Source organism: Brevundimonas sp. (assembly GCF_046293315.1).
Classification (GTDB): Bacteria; Pseudomonadota; Alphaproteobacteria; order Caulobacterales; family Caulobacteraceae; genus Brevundimonas.
The window spans coordinates 15,275-32,848 of sequence record NZ_JBKBPF010000013.1; the positions used below are offsets into that span (position 1 = coordinate 15,275).

Consider the following 17,574-nt stretch of genomic DNA (forward strand, 5'->3'; position numbering starts at 1 on the left):
CGCGGTCCGGGGCGTAATTCACATGGTCGATCCCATCGCTTCCCTGAAGGGCAAGCGGGTGCTGGTCACCGGCGGCGGCGGCTTCATCGGCAGCCGCGTCTGCGAGCGGCTGGTCGAGGCCGGGGCGGAAACGCGCGCCCTCGTGCTCTACACCTCATCCGGCACGGCCGAGTGGCTGGACGGGTCGCCCGTGCGCGACCAGGTCGACATCCGGCGCGGTGATCTGGCTGACCGGGACTCGGTCATGGACGCGGTCCGGGACTGCGAGATCGTCCTGCACCTGGGCGCCCTGATCGCCATTCCCTATTCCTACGCCGCCCCCGAAAGCTATGTGCGGGTCAACACCCTGGGCACCCTGAACGTGCTTCAGGCGGTGCGCGACTGCGGCGTCGCCCGCATGGTCAACACCTCCACCAGCGAGGTCTACGGCACCGCCCGCTTCGCCCCCATGACCGAGGAGCATCCGCTTCAGGCCCAGTCCCCCTATGCGGCATCCAAGATCGCGGCGGACAAGCTGGTGGAGTCCTTCCATCTGTCGTTCGGCGTCCCGGCCGTGACCCTGCGCCCCTTCAACACCTTCGGCCCGCGCCAGAGCGCCCGTGCGGTGATCCCGGCGGTGGCGGTGCAGGCCATCAACGGGAACACCGTCAATCTGGGCGCTGCGCGCCCCACCCGCGACTTCGTCTTCGTGGACGACACCGCCGACGCCTTCCTGCGCGCCGCGGCCACGCCCGGGATCGAGGGCCGGACCCTGCACTTCGGCGGCGGACGCGAGGTGTCCATCGGCGACCTGGCCCTGATGATCGGCCGCGCGGCGGGCCGCGACATCGAGATCGTCACCGACCAGCAACGCCTGCGCCCCGAGGGCAGCGAGGTGGACCGGTTGATCGCCGACGCCTCGAAGGCCCGCGAGGCCCTGGGCTGGGCGCCGCGCGTGTCGCTGGAGGACGGGCTTGAGCGCACAGTCGCCTTCATCCGCGACAACCTGCATCTGTACCGGCCGCAGGACTACGCCACATGATGCGCGCCGCGCCCGGAAACGCCCCTTGGGACGACCGCGTCTTCATCATCGCCGAGGCGGGGGTGAACCACGACGGCGACATGGACAAGGCCTTCGCCCTGATCGAGGCCGCCGCGGCGGCGGGCGCCGATGCGGTCAAGTTCCAGACCTGGCTGCCCGGCGAGATCGTCGGGCGGTTCAGCCACAAGGTGGACTATCTGGAGCGCACCACCGGGGTTCAGGAAAGCTTCTACGACCTGCTCGAGCGCCTTCGCATCGGGCTGGAGGACACCGCCCGGCTCAAGGCCGCCTGCGAGGCGGCGGGCGTGATGTTCATGTCCACGCCCGAAGGGTTCGACACCCTGGCCCACCTGACCGGCGATCTGGACATGGCCGTGGTCAAGATCGGCTCCAGCGAGGTCAACCATTCCGCCTTCCTGACCGCCGCCGGCAGGACGGGCCGTCCCGTCATCCTGTCCACCGGCGCCAGCACCCTGAACGAAGCCCGCCATGCCCTGGCCGCCGTGCGCGCCGAGGGCCATCCGCCGGTCTGCGTGCTGCACTGCGTGTCGGAGTATCCGGCCCCGGACGCTGAGATGAACCTGCGCGCCCTGACCACCCTGACCGACGAGCTCGGCGTCGTGGTCGGGCTGTCGGACCATTCCCTCGGCGCCGAGGCCGCCGTGGCCGCCACGGCGCTGGGCGCGCGGGTGATCGAAAAGCACCTGACGCTGGACACCGCCGCTCCCGGTCCCGACCACGCGGCCTCCATGGCGCCCGACGATTTCGGCGCCCTGGTGCGCGCCGTGCGCCGGATCGAGGCCATGCTGGGGGACGGGATCAAGCGCCCCCGCCCGTCGGAGGCCGCCAATATCCCGGGCATCCGGCGCAGCGTTGTGGCGCTGGACGCCCTGCCCGCCGGAACCGTCCTGACCGCCGCCCATCTGGGCTGCAAGCGTCCCGGCACCGGCGCCCCGCCCGACGATCTGCCCCGCCTGATCGGCCATCGCCTGACGCGCGCGCTGCAGCCCGACGAGCCCGTGACCTGGGCCGATGTGGAGCCCGCAGGGACATGACGCGAACGGTCTGCGTGGTCTCCGTCTCCCGCGCCGACCGCGCCATGGCGGCGGTCGTGGGCCGCGCGCTGGACGAGGCCGGGGTTTCGACCCTGGCGATGGTGGTGGACGATCCGCTCGGCCCCGACAGCCTGATCGAGGACCACGGCGTGCGCACCTGCCGCCTCCCCGCCCACATGGAGGGCGACGATACTGCCGGTCTGGGACGCCGCATGGGCGCCCTGACCGCAGCCTTCGCCGGGGTGCTGGCGGACGAGCGACCGGACGTGGTCGTGCTGACCGGCGATCGCTACGAGACCCTGGCGGCGGCGGGCGCGGCCTCCCTGGCGGGCACGGTCATCGCCCACCTGCACGGCGGAGAACTGACCCTCGGCGCCATGGACGACGCCTTCCGCCACGCCATCACCAAGCTGGCCCACCTGCACTTCCCGGCCACCGGGGCCGCCGCCGCGCGCCTGATCCGCATGGGCGAGGAAGGCTGGCGCATCACCCTCGCCGGAGCGCCGGGGCTGGACCTGCTGATGCAGGCGCCGCACAGGCCGCGCGCCGACTTCTTCCGCGCCCTGAACATGGCAGATCCCGGCGACTTCATCCTCGCCACCTGGCACCCGGAGACCCTGACCACCGACGGCGGCGCGGCGGGGCTTGAGGCCCTGCTGACGGCCTTGGCGGAAACTGGCCGCCCGGTCCTGTTCACAGGCGTCAACGCCGACCCCGGCGGGGCGGGACAGGGGGCGCGCATCCGCAGCTGGGCCGAGGAGCAGGCGCCCATTCACCTGATCCCCAGCCTCGGCCCTCTCTACGCCCCGGCCCTCGCCCATGCGGCGGTGATGGCGGGCAATTCGTCCAGCGGCATTATCGAGGCGGCGGCCTTCGCCCTGCCCGTGGTCAATGTGGGCGACCGCCAGAAGGGTCGCGACCGGGGCGCCAACGTCATCGACGCCGCCGCCGATCCCGCCGCCGTGCGTCGGGCCATGACCCGCGCGCTTGACCCCGCCTTCCGATCCAGCCTGACCGGCATGGCCAATCTCTACGGCGACGGCTGCGCAGGCCCGCGCATCGCCACCCGACTGGCCGCCGAACCCATCGACGACCGCCTCAGGCGCAAGACCCTTCAGGGTGAGGAGCTCACAGCATGACCCGTCGTGAACAGGCCCCCTGGCTGCTGTCCGACCAGGCCACCCTGCGCGAGGCTATAGAGCGGCTGGACGCCGTGCGCGGCCAGCTGGTAGTGGTCATCGACGAGAACGGGCGGCTGCGCGGCTCCCTGACCGACGGCGACGTGCGCCGGGCCCTGCTGCGCATGACGCCCATGGAGGCCGGCGTCGAGACGGCCATGAACGCCGAGCCGGTTGCCGTGCGCCGGGGCCAGAACCCCGCCGAAATCCAGGCCGAGCTGGACGTGCGCGGCGCGACCCAGGCGCCCGTGATCGACCGGGCGGGCCGGGTGGTGGGCCTGTATCCCGAGCACTACGGCGAGGCGGGCCGGCGAGACAATCTGGTGGTCATCATGGCCGGCGGACGCGGCGCTCGTCTGGCTCCCCTGACCCGCCACACCCCCAAGCCCATGCTGACCATCTCGGGGCGGCCCCTGCTGGAGACCATCATCGAGCGCCTCCGTGATCAGGGGTTCGGGCGCTTCCGTCTGGCGGTCAACTATCTGGCCGAGGTGATCGAGGGCCACTTCGGCGACGGCTCGGCCTTCGACGTCGAAATCTCCTACCTTCGCGAGACCGAGCCGCGCGGCACCGCCGGGGCCCTGGCCCTGCTGGACGAGCCCATCGAGGAGCCCTTCCTGGTCATGAACGGCGACGTCCTGACCCGGCTGGATTTCGGCCAGCTTCTGGACTTCCACGGCGATCACGAGGCCGCCGCCACAGTCTGCGTGCGGGAGCATCGGTTCGAGGCCCCCTTCGGCGTGGTCGAGACCGAAGGCCACCGCCTGGTCTCCATCCGCGAAAAGCCCACCTTCCGCTGGTTCGCCAACGCCGGGATCTATGTGCTGGGCCCTGACGCCCTGAAGCAGGTGCCGGACAGCGGCCACTACGACATGCCCACCCTGCTGGCCGCTCTGGCGGACCGGGGCGACACGGTCGGCGCCTTCCCCATCCACGAATACTGGATCGACATCGGCCGCCCGCCGGACTTCGAGCTGGCGCGCAGCGACTATGAGGCGGTATTCGCCGCCGCAGCAGCCACATGAGCCGAAGCCGCGTCCTCGGCCTGATCCCCGCGCGCGGCGGTTCAAAGCGCCTGCCCGGCAAGAACCTGGCCGACCTGCACGGCCGCAGCCTGCTTCAGCGGGCCATCGACGCGGGGCTTGAGGCGCGCGGCATCGACCGCCTGATCGTCTCCACCGACGACCCCGCGATAGCCGAGGCCGCCCGCGCGGGCGGCGCCGAGGTTCCTTTCCTGCGTCCCGCGGAACTGGCCACGGACGAGGCGTCCTCGCTGGACGTGGTGCGTCACGCCATGGCCTGGGCGGATGAGGATGAGCCCAACGCCTTCTCCCACCTCGTCCTGCTCCAGCCCACCTCGCCCCTGCGCACCGCCGCAGACATCGACCAGACCCTGACCCTGTGCCGTAACAGGGGCGGCTCCACAGCCGTCAGTGTCGCCCCGGCTCCCAAGGCGGATCTTCTCATGATCTGCCGGAACGGGGTGCTCACCCGTGCTTGCGCGTATGGACAACCCCTTGTCCTCAACGGCGCGGTTTATGTCCTGACATGGGATCACCTGATGTCAGGGGGCGGTTTCATCGCGCCGGACACAGCCTGCCACGTCATGGATGAGCGTCGTTCAGTGGACATCGACACCCTCGGCGACCTCGAGCGAGCCGGGAAGACGCTGAAATCATGATTTCCAGACTGGCTGCCTGACGAAGACTTGCATCACCGGGATAAATGCTTGCGCCCCACTTCGGGATCAATACAGTCTCGCCGATCAAACCCGGGGCAAGAAGGGGCGGTCATGGTGATGGAAACGAGCCAGGACTTCCACAGGTCTGGGGCAGACGATCGGCCCGGCCGGGACAAACCGGCCGGGGATCGCCGCTCCGGGCCGCGCAGGCGGGGAGCAGGCCTTTACGCCGAGGTGAAGCCGCCGGTCGAGAGCCGCGCCCTCGCGCGAGACGCCCTCAAAGATTCAGGATGAAATTTGAAGGTTAGTCTGAGGAACCTTTTTGAATTCTCTGACCACAGCAGCTTTTGCTGTGGAGGGCGTGGCCGTTGCGGCACAGCTCTGGTCGCAATGCCCCTCCGGGACGCCATGCCGGTGGCCAATCACGCGCTCGTGTGACAGAAACGATCCATTAGGGACCTTCCTGCGAGGCACGGTTTGCCCGATAGCATCCACCGTTCGGCATCCACCCCGACAAATCGGTTACTTCAGGCGGGACCAAGGCCTCCGGCTGGCCCATCCGCTGAGGCCTCCGACGAACGGATGATGAAGCTTGCGGCCGAAGCGGCCCAGCTTCGCGTGAAGGTGATGACCCTGTCGGCCGAGAACGAACGGCTGAAGGAGACTATCTCGTTTCAACTCGGCAATCTGCTGGTGCGGGCCAAAACCTGGCGGGGCCTGGTCGATCTTCCGGCGGGGCTGGCGCGTCTGCGTCGGCAGTCGCTGGAACGTCGCGGACGGACAGCGGCTCGCGACCCCCACCTGAACCCGCAGACGGCGGCGCGAATTCAGGATCTGAGCCTGCGCGCCTTCGACATGCGCACGGATGAGATCGTAGAAGCCGCCCTGGCGGAATGCAGGGACCCGACGCTGGCGATGCGGGTGGTCGCCGACCTGTCCATGTCGCTGCAGCTGGTTGATTTCGACAAGAGCATCGCTCTGGCGCGCAAGACGGTCGAGCACGACCCGAGTTCGCACCGAATTCTCTGGCTGGCCACCGTGCTCTACAACGCCGGCATGATCGACGAGCCGCTGGCGCTGTACCGGCGGCTCGACAAGAGCCACGCCGCCATTCCCGCGAACGCCAGATTGCGCCGGGACATCATCGAGGGGCTGGCCCGGATCCAGCGGTCAGGCCTGACAGTCCCGCCCAGACGATCGCTCAAGCCGGTGAAGGAGCGGTCCCTGCTGTATGTGGCGGCCAGTTCCTTCCCGCACCACGTCACAGGCTATGCCGCGCGGACCCACTCGTTGATCAAGGCGATCAGCCGACAGGGATGGCGCGTGGAAGCCGTGACCAGGCCCGGCTACCCTGCTGACCGCAACGACGCCCAGCATGTGACCGGACGTCTTGGGGCCCACGATGTGGACGGCGTCGTCTACTCCCGTCTGGGGGGGCCTCCGTCCAACGCCACGCCCTTTGATCGATATTGCGACGAAGCCGGGCAGGCCCTTCTGGAACACATCCACAAGGTCCGGCCGGCCGTGGTCCAGGCGGCGTCGAACCATGTGAACGCCGCCCCAGCCCTCATGGCGGCGCGCAAGGCGGGCCTGCCTTTCGTCTACGAGGTCCGCGGGCTGTGGGAGCTGACCAGCGCAGCGCGCACGCCGCATTGGGAAGGCTCGGAGCGTTTCGAATTCCAGCGGCGTCAGGAGACCCGCGTGGCGCAGGAAGCCGACTCAGTGGTGGCGATTTCCAACGGCCTCAAGAACGAGTTGATCTCGCGCGGGGTCGATGGCCGAAAGATCATCGTGGTTCCCAACAGTGTCGACCCCCAGGTGTTCAGCCCCCGCCCGCGTGACCAGGCCTTGGCCAGCGAGATCGGCCTGGACGACCGGCGCGTGCTCGGCTTCCTGGGTTCCATGACCGGCTATGAAGGTCTGGTCGATCTGATCACTGCCCTGTCCCACCTTCGCAGTGACGGCCTGGATGTCTGCGCCCTTCTCGTGGGCGACGGACCGGCCTTCCGCGAGATCCGCGAGGCCGCCCGGCAACTGGGCGTCCTGGACCACCTGATCATGCCCGGTCGCGTGCCCCATAAGGAAGCGCCCCGTTGGTACTCCCTGATGAACGTCGCGGTTTACCCCCGGCGGCCGGCGCAGGTCACCGAACTGGTGCCTCCGCTCAAGCCGCTTGAGGCCATGGCCATGGAGCTCCCGGTGGTGGCCTCCAATGTGTCGGCCATCTCTGAAACCCTGATCCACCGGGAAAACGGTTTCCTTTTCAACAAGGGCGACGTGAGCGAGCTCACCGACCTTCTGGGGGAAGTCATGGGGGCCCCTGATCGGTCCATGGCGGTCGCGCGCAACGCCCGGCGCGATGTGGAGCGGCGTTTCACCTGGTCGCGGGCCGCGGCGAGCCTGGATGATCTTTACGGCCAGTGGGCGCTGAAGGCGGCTTGACGCGGTCTCGCCGCATTGACCCATGATCAAGCCCTCGATATCGGCATGGGGCGCATATGTACCGAGCGCTGAGCGACTTCAGCGCCAGCCCGCCCAGGAGCCGGCCGTTTGAAAACCATTCGCCGCCGCGCCGCGAGCCCCGCTCTGCGCTGGAAGCCCGCCGGGCCGAAGGTGCAGTATCGCGTGCTTGTGCGGAACCAGGATACGGGCGAGCGCCGCATCATCTACGAGGGCTTTCGTCCCGAATGCCGCCTGCCGCCCGAATTCCGGCTGGTGCCTGACCAGCTGGCGTTTCGGGTAATGGCGCGGATTTCCGACGACCCGGAATCCCGCTTCGAGCAGCTTTACGCCTACACGCCCATCCCCCGACTTGGGGACGACTACAAGACTCCCGCCGACGATCTGTTGATCGGGGAAGCTGCTGCAGGTGCGGACCAGTACCGCTTCCTTGTGAGAGCGCCCGGGGCCGACCGTCCGGTGATCGATATGGTGCGGCGCAGGCCCAGCTTCCTTCTGCCTCCCGGCCAGCTGAGAGACGGCGCATTCGAGTACGACATTCTCGCCCGGGTTCGCGGCCGCTGGCGAAACCGCAAGGGCCTTCCTGTCACCGCAGCCATGGTCGCCGCGGCCGACGCTCGCGCGGAGCGGCCTGTTCCCGTGGCTCAGGACAAGGTCAAGCAGCCCATAGGCGCTCAGGCCCGGCATGCGCCCGGCATGCCCCAGCGACTCGCCGTCGAGACGCGCGAGACGGGTCCCGTGCTTCTGGTGGCGGTTAATGTCACCGCGCGCCCGGATCTGTCGCCGATTGCAGACCCCCAAGACGTCGCTTCGCGCCAGTGGTGGGCCGGCGACGGAAGCGGCGCGGTCGAGAGTATCGCCCTGGCCCTTGAGGCCAGTAGCCTGAAGGGCTTGTTCTTCATAGACGTCCTGGCTGGCGAAGCGCTCGGCGACGATCTCGTCGCACGTCTGGGCGACACCCTGATACGGCGGGGTCATGGATTGGCCCTGCTGGTGAATCCCGAACCCTGGCGCGGCCTGTCCCAGGCCATGGCGGACATGGATGACGTGACCGCCACCGCGCTCGCCTTCACCCGCTATGCGTCGATCATGGGCCAGGCTCCGTCCATTCTTGCCTTCGCAGCGGGCGGACTGACCGATGACACCCTGGCCGAGGCCAGGCGGCTGGGCGTCCGTGCGGTTCTCAGCGACCGCATCGATGACGCCGGCCTGTCCGCCTGGATGCGGTGGCGGACTCGCCCCTTCGCCGCCTGGGACGATCTTGCAATCATCCCGTCGGCCATGGCGCTGTCGACTCCGGCCCACGCGCAGGATCGCGTGGTGCGCCACGCCCTCAGCGCCACGGACGCCATGGCGGCGGACTCGGCTGCAGCCTTGGTTGAGGCCATGGCGGAAGCCGGCGGCAACGCCCCCATCGTCGTGCGCGTCGACGCCCTCAGCCTGTTGCGCAAATCCACAGTGCGCTCCCGCGTTCTGGCCGAGGACTGGAATACGGCCCTGACCGACCGCCTGCCCGCATGGGCCGAGGCCGGATGGACCCGCAGCCCGCATGGATATCCGGTCCTGGTCGACCGGGATGAAATCAAGGTCGAAATGGCGACCGGCCTGATCGCCGGCCTCGGCCGGTCCGGTCTGCCGACCCCGGACACACAATCCCTGTTCACACCCGACACGCTCCGGGGGTGGGCGCAGACGGACGGAGCCCTCGAGCCCCTGATCGAGCAAAGGCGGGGACCGCGCAGACTGCGGCGTTCAGCCATTCGGCGCTATGACGCCGCCTTTCTTCAGGCCCTGAAGGCGGACCCCGCATGAGCCCGGCGCTGTCTCCGGCCAGAAAACTCCTCCGAACCTGGAAAAACCTGGGCGCGCCGATCCATGCGGGAACCGTGCTGGCGTTGGGACCGGGAGGTTTCGACCTCGCCCGAGCGGCCCAGGACGTCCTTGAGCCGGGCGCTCTGACCCTTGTTCATCCTGATCCTGCGCCCCCGCGCGCACGGTTCAAAACCACATCAGACTCTCTGACCGAACTGGCGGCGACCCGGCCGGGCGCCTTTGATCTGGTGCTTGCGGCCGGGGGGCTGGGTGCGGCCAGCATTGGCGGGGTCCGTGACGACCTGGGCCACATGGTCGCGCTTCTGGCGCCGGAGGGCGTGCTGGCGCTGGTCATAGACACCCTGGGCGCTCCCGACGCCGGCGGGGGCATCGATACCCTGCTGTTTCCCCATCTGCACCGTCAGGGGGACCTGGGCGATGAGCCTCGCACCCTCTTGCCGGCGGCCGCATGGATGCTCCTGTTTAAGGCCATGGGTCTGGATGTTCAGGCGGCTGAGGGTCTGGGTACGCAGGAAATTGCGCCTGAAACGTTCGCGCGCCACGCAGCGCGTCTTGAGATCTATGACTCCGTTGAACTCGCCACCGGGCGTCTGCATGTGATTGCCCGCCAACGGGGAGACAGGCCATGAACCTGCTGGATCGCGCGCGAAAGGCGCTTCGAGCCGGACGAAAGGCCGTGTTGCCTGAACCGGAGGTGCGCGCCCCTTCAGACCAGGCCGCGTGGGAAGACGCGGTGGCTCTGTGGAATGCCCTTTTCGCTCCGTTCTCTCCCGTTCTGGAGAACGCGGACGTGGTCGAGGTGGGGTGTGGCGACGGCCGTCTGCTCGGCGCCCTGATGGCGACTGGCGGGATACGATCCGCCGTGGGGGTCGAACGTCGCGCCTGGTGGGACGGCGAGGGCGGCGGCCCAGCCTGGCGCCCCCGTGACACCGCCGGCCTTGACCTGCGGGTTGGACTTGATGCGGTCGGCGGGCTGGATGAGGGCGCGGCGGACCTGATCCTGGCCCGTGAACTGGACGGCTTTCTGCCGCTCGACGGCCTCGAGACCTGGCTGACCGACTTGTATGGCCTGCTGCGCCCGGGCGGTGAGCTGATGGTGCGCGTGCGCTGTGGAGACGGAAGCGGCGAGCCAGAGGCGCCGGGCTATGGCTTCATGACGCCCACGGCCTGGACGGCGCTGATGCTGGGCGCCGGATTCGAGATTCTGGACCGCCGCCGCACATGGCGCCGTTCCACCGAACAGAGCGCAGCGGCGGACCGCCTGCCCCACGCCTCGGAAGACGAGCGTCTGACCGCCGAGCTGCACCTGCATCTGATCCGCCCGTGGGAGTCCTGGGAGCTGGACGACTTGCGTGCTTTCGGCGACCAACGCCGCACCGGCAAACCTCAGAAAACCTGAGGCGGGCGGGGCCAGACCCCGCCCCGTTGTTCAATCGCTGAACCGGTCCACGGCCACCAGAACGCCCGCCATCTGGAAGATGGTCTGGGTCAGGTCGCGCAAGAAGGGCAGCAGGGTGGAGTCCGGCTTGGACATGACGAGAATGCGGTCGCCCGGCGAGGCTCGCCCGCCCTCGCGCAACTGCCCGTCCTGACGGAACACCAGCACATTGCGACGGTCCGCGCGCGGCGTGAAGCCGCCTGCGGCGCGCACATAGCCGGATACCGGTTGGCTGGACTGGACTAGGATGGACTGGGGCGCGTTCACCTCGCCGGCGATGGTCACCACCTGCGAACGGCGGGGGATGACGATCACGTCGCCGGTCTCCAGCCGCACCTGGCTCAGGTCCTGACCGGACAGGGCGAGGATACCCAAGGGCTCCACCTGACGGGCGCGTTCGATGTACTCCGTCACAAAGGCGAGAGAAACGGCCCGCGATTGAGCCTCGGCAGGCGAGCGCGCGGGCGACAGCAGTACTGTGCGCTCCAGACGCTCCAGTCCTTCGTTCAGGGTCTGGCGCTGGGCTTGACGCACGCTCTGTCGGCGCAGGTGGATAGCTTCCATGTCGGCGTCTGCGTCGACCGCCAGCTGTGAAAGTATCTGGGCCACCGTGGTCCCGCGGGTCTCGGTGAAGACAGAGGGGCCCCCGTGTGCGCCCTCCACCCGGACCAGGACGTTTGCCGGCCGGGTGTCGGATTCAAACTGGACCCGGTCGCCGTCCATGAGGGTGAAGGCGGAGAACTGGTTCAATGGAATATAGGCGCTGATGGGCTGGCCGTCGCGCACGCCGAACACCGCCGCGTGGGTGGCGCCGGGCTGGGGCCTGGCGAACTGCATCAGTTCGCCGCCCTGTCCGGTCTGGCCGGCCAGTTCGAAGGTGAAGGGGGCGCGCACGTCGCCGCTGACCGACACGATGGAGCCCTGTTCCTCCACCACGATGGCGTCGCCGGTGCGGAAGCTGACACGGGGCAGAACGCCTTCGCGCAGGAAGTCATAAAGGTCAGCGCGGGCGATGATCTCGCCGTTGCGCAGCACCCGGACCCGTCGATAGCTGCCGCGCACCGGGTCGATGCCGCCGGCGCGCTGCAGATAGACGATGAGCGCATCGTCGGAAGCCCCCGGGAAGGCCCCCGGCTGCTCAACCGGACCGGTGACCAGCACCCGCGTGGACGCAGTCGCCGTAGGCGTCGCATAGACCTGAACGCCTTCATTGTAGATCCGGCGACTGGCTTGTTCGACGACGGCGGGCGCCTGCGATGCGGCGACGCCGGCCAGCCGGATGGGCCCGACGCCGGGAACGACCACGTTGCCCTGGGCGTCGATGGTCAGATCATGACTGCCCTCGACCATGCCCCAGAGGGTTACCTGAACGGCGTCGCCCGGCTGCAGAATGTAGCCCGGATCCACCACGTCAGAAGACGCCTGGGGGGCCTGTCCGCCGAACATGTCGGCGCCAAGCGGCGGCGGGCGAACCCCCTGCCGGTCCTGGATGACGAGCGCTTCGGGCCCCTGCGGCGCGGCCTGCTCCGGGGCGGTCTGGGTCGGCGCACCCGCGCCGGTCTGGGCCTGTGCCGCCCCGGCCGACGCCGTCAGGGCGAAAGCGAGGGCCGCGATCTTCAGCAAGCGAGAACCGGTCATTCCATGTGATCCCGAATGATCGAATAGATGAGAGCGCCGACGCCCCACAACAGGGCCGAGCCAATCAGCACGGCGAAGACATTGCCCAGACGCCGCCACCAGTTGGACTGTTCCGGCTCGCGAGGCGGCACATAGGCAACCACGTATTTGCGGTCGTTGATGGACTGGCGACGCACGCTTTCAGCGGCCTGCAGCGCCGTCGTGTAAGCCTGCTGGGCGAACTCGTAGTCCATCAGCACGGCCTGGGCCTCGATCTGACGGCCCGAAGCCTGTTCGCCGGGCGTGGACATGGCGCGCTGCACGGCGCGGGCGCGCTCCGCTTCCAGGGCGGCGATCTCGCGGCGCAGGCCGGTCAACTGGGGCGCGTCCGGCTGATAGGTCTGGCTCATGGTCGCCAGCTCTGTGCGCTTCTGCGCCAGTTGACCGTCCAGGCTGCCGACCAGGGCCATGGCCTGCTGGGCCGGGGTGGCCACATCGACGCCCGAGAAGCGCTGACCCTGATATTCCGCCAGTCGGTCGCGGGCGGCTTCATACTCTTCCCGCTTGCGCTCGATTTCCCGGTCCGCCGCCGCGCTCAGATCGGTCACGGCCCGATCCGACATGCGATTGACCAGCTCCTCGCTGAGCGTCAGCACGCCCTGGCTGAGACGCAGGGAGTCCTCGGGCGTGTAGGCGCTGACCTGCACGTGAGCGGACTGGGACGCCGGGTCATGGCGCACCTGCACCCGGTCCCGCCAGAAGCGGGTGGCCTGTTCACGGTTGGCGCCGGGCCGCAGAATGGACAGCGGGTCCAGGGAGAAGCGCGAGTAAGCCTCGTTGAACCCATACCGCTCGCGCAGCTCCTCCACGATGGCGTCCGAGCGGATGTATTCCTCCACGATCCGGGCATCGAGCGTGTTCGAGGTCGGCGCCGAAATCCCCAGGGCGCCCAAGGCGTCCATGGGCGCCGCCTCGGCCCCGCGAATGGCGAAGGACGTGGTCGTCTGGTACTGGGCGGGAGCCAGCAGGATCAGGTAGAGCGCATAAAGGATCGTCGGCCCAAGGATCAGGACGATGGCCGAGCGGGCCAGGATCATCCGCCGGCGCCGGACCCTGTCCAGACCGCCGGTTGCCGGAACATCGATGGTTGTCATGCGGCGCGCCCTCTGGCCACGATTTCCATATAGTAATCCTCCGCCGCATCCAGGCTTTCGAAAGGCACCGCCTGGCCCTGATCCATAACCACCGCCCGGGAACAGAATTCGCGGATCGTCGACGTGCTGTGCGAGGTCATGATGATATCGGACCGCGCCCGCCGCTCCGCGAACGCCTCCTGCGCCTTGTTGCGGAAGGCCGCGTCGCCCACGCTCAATCCTTCATCGATCACATAGACCTGAAAGTCCACCGCGAGACTCAGGGCGAACGCCAGGCGCGACTTCATGCCGGACGAATAGTTTTCGATGGGTTCATGAAAATAGGCCCCGAGCTCGGCGAAATCGCGGACAAAGTCTGTGACTGCGTCGACGTCCTTGCGATAAATCCGGCAAACGAACTTCAGGTTCTCTGCTCCGGTCATCGTGGCATGGAAAGCCCCTGTCAGACCCAGCGGCGACGACACGGTGACGGACCGCCGGATCTCTCCGCGGTCCGGTCTTTCCACGCCCGAGATCAGGCGGAGCAGGGTCGATTTCCCGGCGCCGTTGAGGCCGAGCACGGCGGTGGACGCGCCGCGATAGAAGGCGAGGTTCGTCGGCCGGATCACCGGCCGTAGGCCGAGGCGGGTGCGATAGGATTTCTCGACGTCTATGAGTTCGATCATGGGGCGGGCTCAGGGCTGCAGGTCATAGCCGCTGATGCGGTACAGCCAGTCAATGAACAGGCCGAGAAAGAGAAAGATCACACCGAGGGTCAGCGGATACCATGGATTGTAGAGATCGCTTTGAAAGTCGCTGATAGAGGCGTCGCGGATCCACTCGATGACGTGAGCGAGCGGATTGTACTGCACGAAATTCAGGAACTCCGGCGGAAGGCTGCCCATGGTGAACCAGAGCCCGGAGGTCAGCAGAATGATACGCCCCATGGGGCCCGTCAGTTCGTTCCATGGATCGAATGCGCGGCCGATCTGGGAACTGAGGAAACACGCGCCATAGCAGAGCAGAAACAAGGCTCCGCCCGCCTGCAGCATGGGCAGGGGACGATCAATCCAGGCGAGCAGTGGTAGACCGAAGAAGGCGTACATGATCAGGGCGAACAGGATCAGCACGATGAAATAGGTCAAGGCCTCCAGCAGCAGGCGTGATGTAATGACTTCGAAGGCGTTCACCTGCGGGTACTGCATCAACACCCGATTTCCCCGGATGGCGTTGCCACCACGTGTGATGGAGCCGCGGAACAGATAGATGGGCAGGATCGCTGACAGGAAGAAGACAACCAGGCTTTCGCCGGCTCCCGCGGGACGTGCGATCGCGGTGAACACCGCCATCATGACCACGAGCAGGATCATGGGCGAGATCAGCGCCCAGACGTAGCCCGCCGACCGACGGCCATAACGCGTGCGGGAATCCCGGAGAAACAGCGCGTGAATGGTCCGCAAGCTGGACAGCGCGGCGTCCTGCGTCTGCCTGAGGTCATCCCGGAATCGGTCGGTCAGCACCATTCGGCGTCGCTCACCGTATTCAGATCAGGTTGCACGTGCCGGCTCATGCGAACTCAGCGAGCGCTGGCGAACTTCGACGTCACCGCGTCGTAGGCGTCAATGACCCGCACATTGCGCGTCATGTTCTTCTCCCCCGCGCTGTAGCCGAAACTGATGACGGTGCCCCGCAGATCATCCCCGCCAAGGGGGGAGAAGGAGACGACCAAATCCACATTGACGGAAAGCTTGGTGCCATTTTCGTGAGTCATTTCGACGAAACGCGACATGAAACCCTCCTGGGGATTGCCACACAGTTCGGCATACAAGGTAAACCCCATCAACGCGAGGCGAATTAGGGCAGGCGGCGGGTCTGGGCGTCGCCCATCCTTGACGGGCGACAAAGGACTAAAATACAGCTTTCACACGGCTTGGCGACCTTGCCAGATACGCGGCCGTGCCTCTGATCGACGTCGATCGGCGCGGCCCGATCCCCGCCTCACCGCACCTGGAGACGATCTTGACTGAAGCACTCGACACGGCGCCGGAGCCCCAGGTCAAGCCAACGCCCGCGCCCTCGGCAGCCCCCAGGGGAAGAACAAAAAAGAGCCAGGGTACGGCATGGCAAAAGATCGCCGACAGGATCGATCAGTTCGTCACCAGACGCCCCGACGACCAGTTGGCGACGTTCCTGGCGGACCTGCGCGAGCTGGACATCGGCCGCAAGGACCCCAACCATTTCTACCGCACTCGCGAGCTTGTTCAGCCGCTCGGCACGGCGATCCTGGGCGCAATCGATCGGTCCTATGACGACAGTTTCCACTATCCAGACGTCATCGCCGGACGGTATTCCACGTCCACCATCAGCCCCATTCGCTATCTTCTGGGCTGCGTGAAGCCGGACACCACGGCGATCGTGGAACTGGGCAGCGGCTGGTCCGTCAATCTTTTCCAGATGTATGTGGGCCTGGGCCGGACCCGCTCCAGAACCATCGCCTATCACGGCGCTGAATACACCGACGAGGGGCAGGAGGCGGCGAAGCGCCTGGCGGTGCATGACGGGGTCATCGATTACCACGCCCACAGCTTCGACTATCGCAAGCCGGACCTTTCCTTCCTTAAGGACGCCACGGGCCACGTGCTTGTCTTCACGCGGCACTCCATCGAGCAGGTCGATCTGATCGATCCCAGGCTCTACGAGATGCTGTACAAGCTCGAGGCGAAGGTGACACTCGTTCACATCGAGCCCACCGGCTGGCAACGCGACCCCATCCTGATCACGCGCCGCAAGCGGAAGGACGACAGCTTCTTCGAGGACCTCGGCAAACTGGTCGCCCAGGACGTGTTCAGCGCCCGGCGTCAGCTCGAGAACGCGGCGTGGTGGTCCTGGCGGCTGGACTACAACATCAACCTGACCAGCATCATCAGTCAGGCCTACAGAAACAAGAAGATCCGTGTCGTCCGACGCGAGCACGACTTCGCCGCCATCGGCAACATCCTCAACCCGTCATCGCTCTACCACATCGAATTCATCAAGCCTGACGCCTGAGGCCCCGAACACCGCAGCGGACCCGCCGGTCGGGTTCAGGACGGGCGTCGGGTTGAAGACTTCAGGCCCCCCGCGCCAGTGCCCCCCGGTTGAACTCGACGATTTCGGCCGGGCTGAGGAAGACGTCGTTCGATCCCGAATTGTATTCGAAGCCCTGCTCGACCGGCTTGCCCTGCTCGCCCAGCCGGTTGAACGCGTAGTCCAGATTTCCCCGGTGGAAACGGATAGTGGGCGACAGGACATAGTGGTCGTCGAACTCGAAAGTCAGATGGCTGTCGTCTGCCGGGCACATGATCTCGTGCAGCTTCTCGCCGGGCCGAATGCCGATGACGTGCTGCTCCAGATTCGGCGCCATGGCCGTGGCCAGGTCCACCACCCGCACCGACGGAATCTTGGGCACGAAGATTTCGCCGCCGTGCATGCGCTGGAAATTCTTCAGCACGAAGTCCACGCCTTGCTGCAGCGAAATCCAGAACCGCGTCATGCGTGGATCTGTGATGGGCAGGGAGGTGGCGCCCTCGTTCATCAGCTTTTCGAAGAACGGCACCACCGACCCGCGCGAACCAACCACATTGCCGTAGCGAACCACGCCGAAGCTGGTCCTGTGGCTTCCCGCCATGTTGTTCGCTGCAACGAACAACTTGTCCGACGCCAGCTTGGTGGCGCCGTAGAGGTTGATCGGGTTGGCGGCCTTGTCGGTGGACAGGGCCATGACCTGTTCCACGTTGTTGGCCAAGGCGGCGTGAATGACGTTCTCCGCGCCGTGGATATTGGTGCGGATGCATTCCGTCGGATTGTACTCCGCCGCCGGCACCTGCTTCATGGCTGCCGCATGGATAACGAAGTCTACGTCACGCATGGCCTGGATCAGCCGATCACGGTCCCGGACATCGCCCAGGAAATAACGCATGCTGGGGTCGTTGAAGGCCTGACCCATCTCGAACTGCTTCAGCTCGTCTCGCGAGTACACGATCAGGCGCCGGGGCTTGTACCGCTCCAGGATGGTGCGGACATACATCTTGCCGAACGAACCGGAGCCGCCGGTGATCAGGATGGACTTGTTGTCGAACATGGACGTCTTTCGATTACTTCGGTTTCAGCCTGATCAAA

16 protein-coding genes are annotated in these 17,574 nt (G+C 67.1%); 10 read left to right on the top strand and 6 right to left on the bottom strand.

The annotated features are described in order from the left end of the window. The first annotated feature begins 22 nt into the window (after window positions 1-22). From ACK4SE_RS11895 to ACK4SE_RS11935, 9 genes are all read left to right on the top strand, one after another. Entirely contained in the window at window positions 23-1,021 is a 999-nt protein-coding gene (locus tag ACK4SE_RS11895) for an SDR family NAD(P)-dependent oxidoreductase (protein ID WP_409692882.1), read from the top strand. After that, the gene (locus ACK4SE_RS11900; protein ID WP_409692885.1) at window positions 1,018-2,076 is read left to right on the top strand and encodes an N-acetylneuraminate synthase family protein; all 1,059 of its coding nucleotides are present in this window, start codon (window positions 1,018-1,020) and stop codon (window positions 2,074-2,076) included. Before ACK4SE_RS11895 ends, ACK4SE_RS11900 begins: the two co-directional genes overlap by 4 nt. Then, window positions 2,073-3,215, top strand: a complete 1,143-nt coding sequence (neuC, locus tag ACK4SE_RS11905; RefSeq protein WP_409692888.1) for a UDP-N-acetylglucosamine 2-epimerase — start codon at window positions 2,073-2,075, stop codon at window positions 3,213-3,215. Before ACK4SE_RS11900 ends, neuC begins: the two co-directional genes overlap by 4 nt. Further along, window positions 3,212-4,279 carry a nucleotidyltransferase family protein gene (locus tag ACK4SE_RS11910; RefSeq protein WP_409692891.1) on the top strand — a complete coding sequence of 356 codons (1,068 nt, stop codon included), beginning with the start codon at window positions 3,212-3,214 and terminating at the stop codon, window positions 4,277-4,279. The genes neuC and ACK4SE_RS11910 overlap by 4 nt, the downstream gene beginning before the upstream one ends. Continuing rightward, entirely contained in the window at window positions 4,276-4,935 is a 660-nt protein-coding gene (locus ACK4SE_RS11915) for a cytidylyltransferase domain-containing protein (RefSeq protein ID WP_409692893.1), read from the top strand. Before ACK4SE_RS11910 ends, ACK4SE_RS11915 begins: the two co-directional genes overlap by 4 nt. Window positions 4,936-5,517: 582 nt before the next feature. Next, window positions 5,518-7,377, top strand: a complete 1,860-nt coding sequence (locus ACK4SE_RS11920; RefSeq protein WP_409692896.1) for a glycosyltransferase — start codon at window positions 5,518-5,520, stop codon at window positions 7,375-7,377. Between the two features lie 108 nt (window positions 7,378-7,485). Beyond that, complete coding sequence (locus ACK4SE_RS11925) at window positions 7,486-9,207, top strand: hypothetical protein (protein WP_409692898.1); 1,722 nt, start codon at window positions 7,486-7,488, stop codon at window positions 9,205-9,207. After that, on the top strand, window positions 9,204-9,857 hold the full coding sequence (locus ACK4SE_RS11930; RefSeq protein ID WP_409692901.1) for a hypothetical protein: 654 nt from the start codon (window positions 9,204-9,206) through the stop codon (window positions 9,855-9,857). Before ACK4SE_RS11925 ends, ACK4SE_RS11930 begins: the two co-directional genes overlap by 4 nt. Then, on the top strand, window positions 9,854-10,627 hold the full coding sequence (locus ACK4SE_RS11935; protein WP_409692904.1) for a hypothetical protein: 774 nt from the start codon (window positions 9,854-9,856) through the stop codon (window positions 10,625-10,627). The genes ACK4SE_RS11930 and ACK4SE_RS11935 overlap by 4 nt, the downstream gene beginning before the upstream one ends. A gap of 30 nt (window positions 10,628-10,657) precedes the next feature. Here the strand turns inward: ACK4SE_RS11935 and ACK4SE_RS11940 are convergent, their stop codons facing one another. Genes ACK4SE_RS11940 through ACK4SE_RS11960 form a run of 5 tightly spaced genes read right to left on the bottom strand, consistent with a single transcriptional unit; the run spans window position 10,658 to window position 15,205 of the window. Then, on the bottom strand, window positions 10,658-12,304 hold the full coding sequence (locus ACK4SE_RS11940) for an SLBB domain-containing protein (protein WP_409692906.1): 1,647 nt from the start codon (window positions 12,302-12,304) through the stop codon (window positions 10,658-10,660). Next, window positions 12,301-13,437, bottom strand: a complete 1,137-nt coding sequence (locus tag ACK4SE_RS11945) for a hypothetical protein (RefSeq protein WP_409692909.1) — start codon at window positions 13,435-13,437, stop codon at window positions 12,301-12,303. Before ACK4SE_RS11945 ends, ACK4SE_RS11940 begins: the two co-directional genes overlap by 4 nt. Beyond that, a complete protein-coding gene (locus ACK4SE_RS11950) occupies window positions 13,434-14,102 on the bottom strand; it encodes an ABC transporter ATP-binding protein (RefSeq protein ID WP_409692912.1) in 669 nt (222 codons plus the stop codon). The genes ACK4SE_RS11945 and ACK4SE_RS11950 overlap by 4 nt, the downstream gene beginning before the upstream one ends. Before the next feature lie 9 nt (window positions 14,103-14,111). After that, window positions 14,112-14,939, bottom strand: a complete 828-nt coding sequence (locus ACK4SE_RS11955; RefSeq protein WP_409692915.1) for an ABC transporter permease — start codon at window positions 14,937-14,939, stop codon at window positions 14,112-14,114. A 53-nt stretch (window positions 14,940-14,992) separates the two neighbouring features. Then, a complete protein-coding gene (locus ACK4SE_RS11960; RefSeq protein WP_409692917.1) occupies window positions 14,993-15,205 on the bottom strand; it encodes a hypothetical protein in 213 nt (70 codons plus the stop codon). Window positions 15,206-15,435: 230 nt separating this feature from the next. Between ACK4SE_RS11960 and ACK4SE_RS11965 the strand changes: the two genes are divergently transcribed. Continuing rightward, window positions 15,436-16,464 carry a hypothetical protein gene (locus ACK4SE_RS11965; RefSeq protein ID WP_409692920.1) on the top strand — a complete coding sequence of 343 codons (1,029 nt, stop codon included), beginning with the start codon at window positions 15,436-15,438 and terminating at the stop codon, window positions 16,462-16,464. A 61-nt stretch (window positions 16,465-16,525) separates the two neighbouring features. On the opposite strand, the gene pseB is transcribed toward ACK4SE_RS11965, so the two are convergent. Beyond that, window positions 16,526-17,536 carry a UDP-N-acetylglucosamine 4,6-dehydratase (inverting) gene (gene pseB / locus ACK4SE_RS11970; protein WP_409692923.1) on the bottom strand — a complete coding sequence of 337 codons (1,011 nt, stop codon included), beginning with the start codon at window positions 17,534-17,536 and terminating at the stop codon, window positions 16,526-16,528. Window positions 17,537-17,574 lie beyond the last annotated feature (38 nt).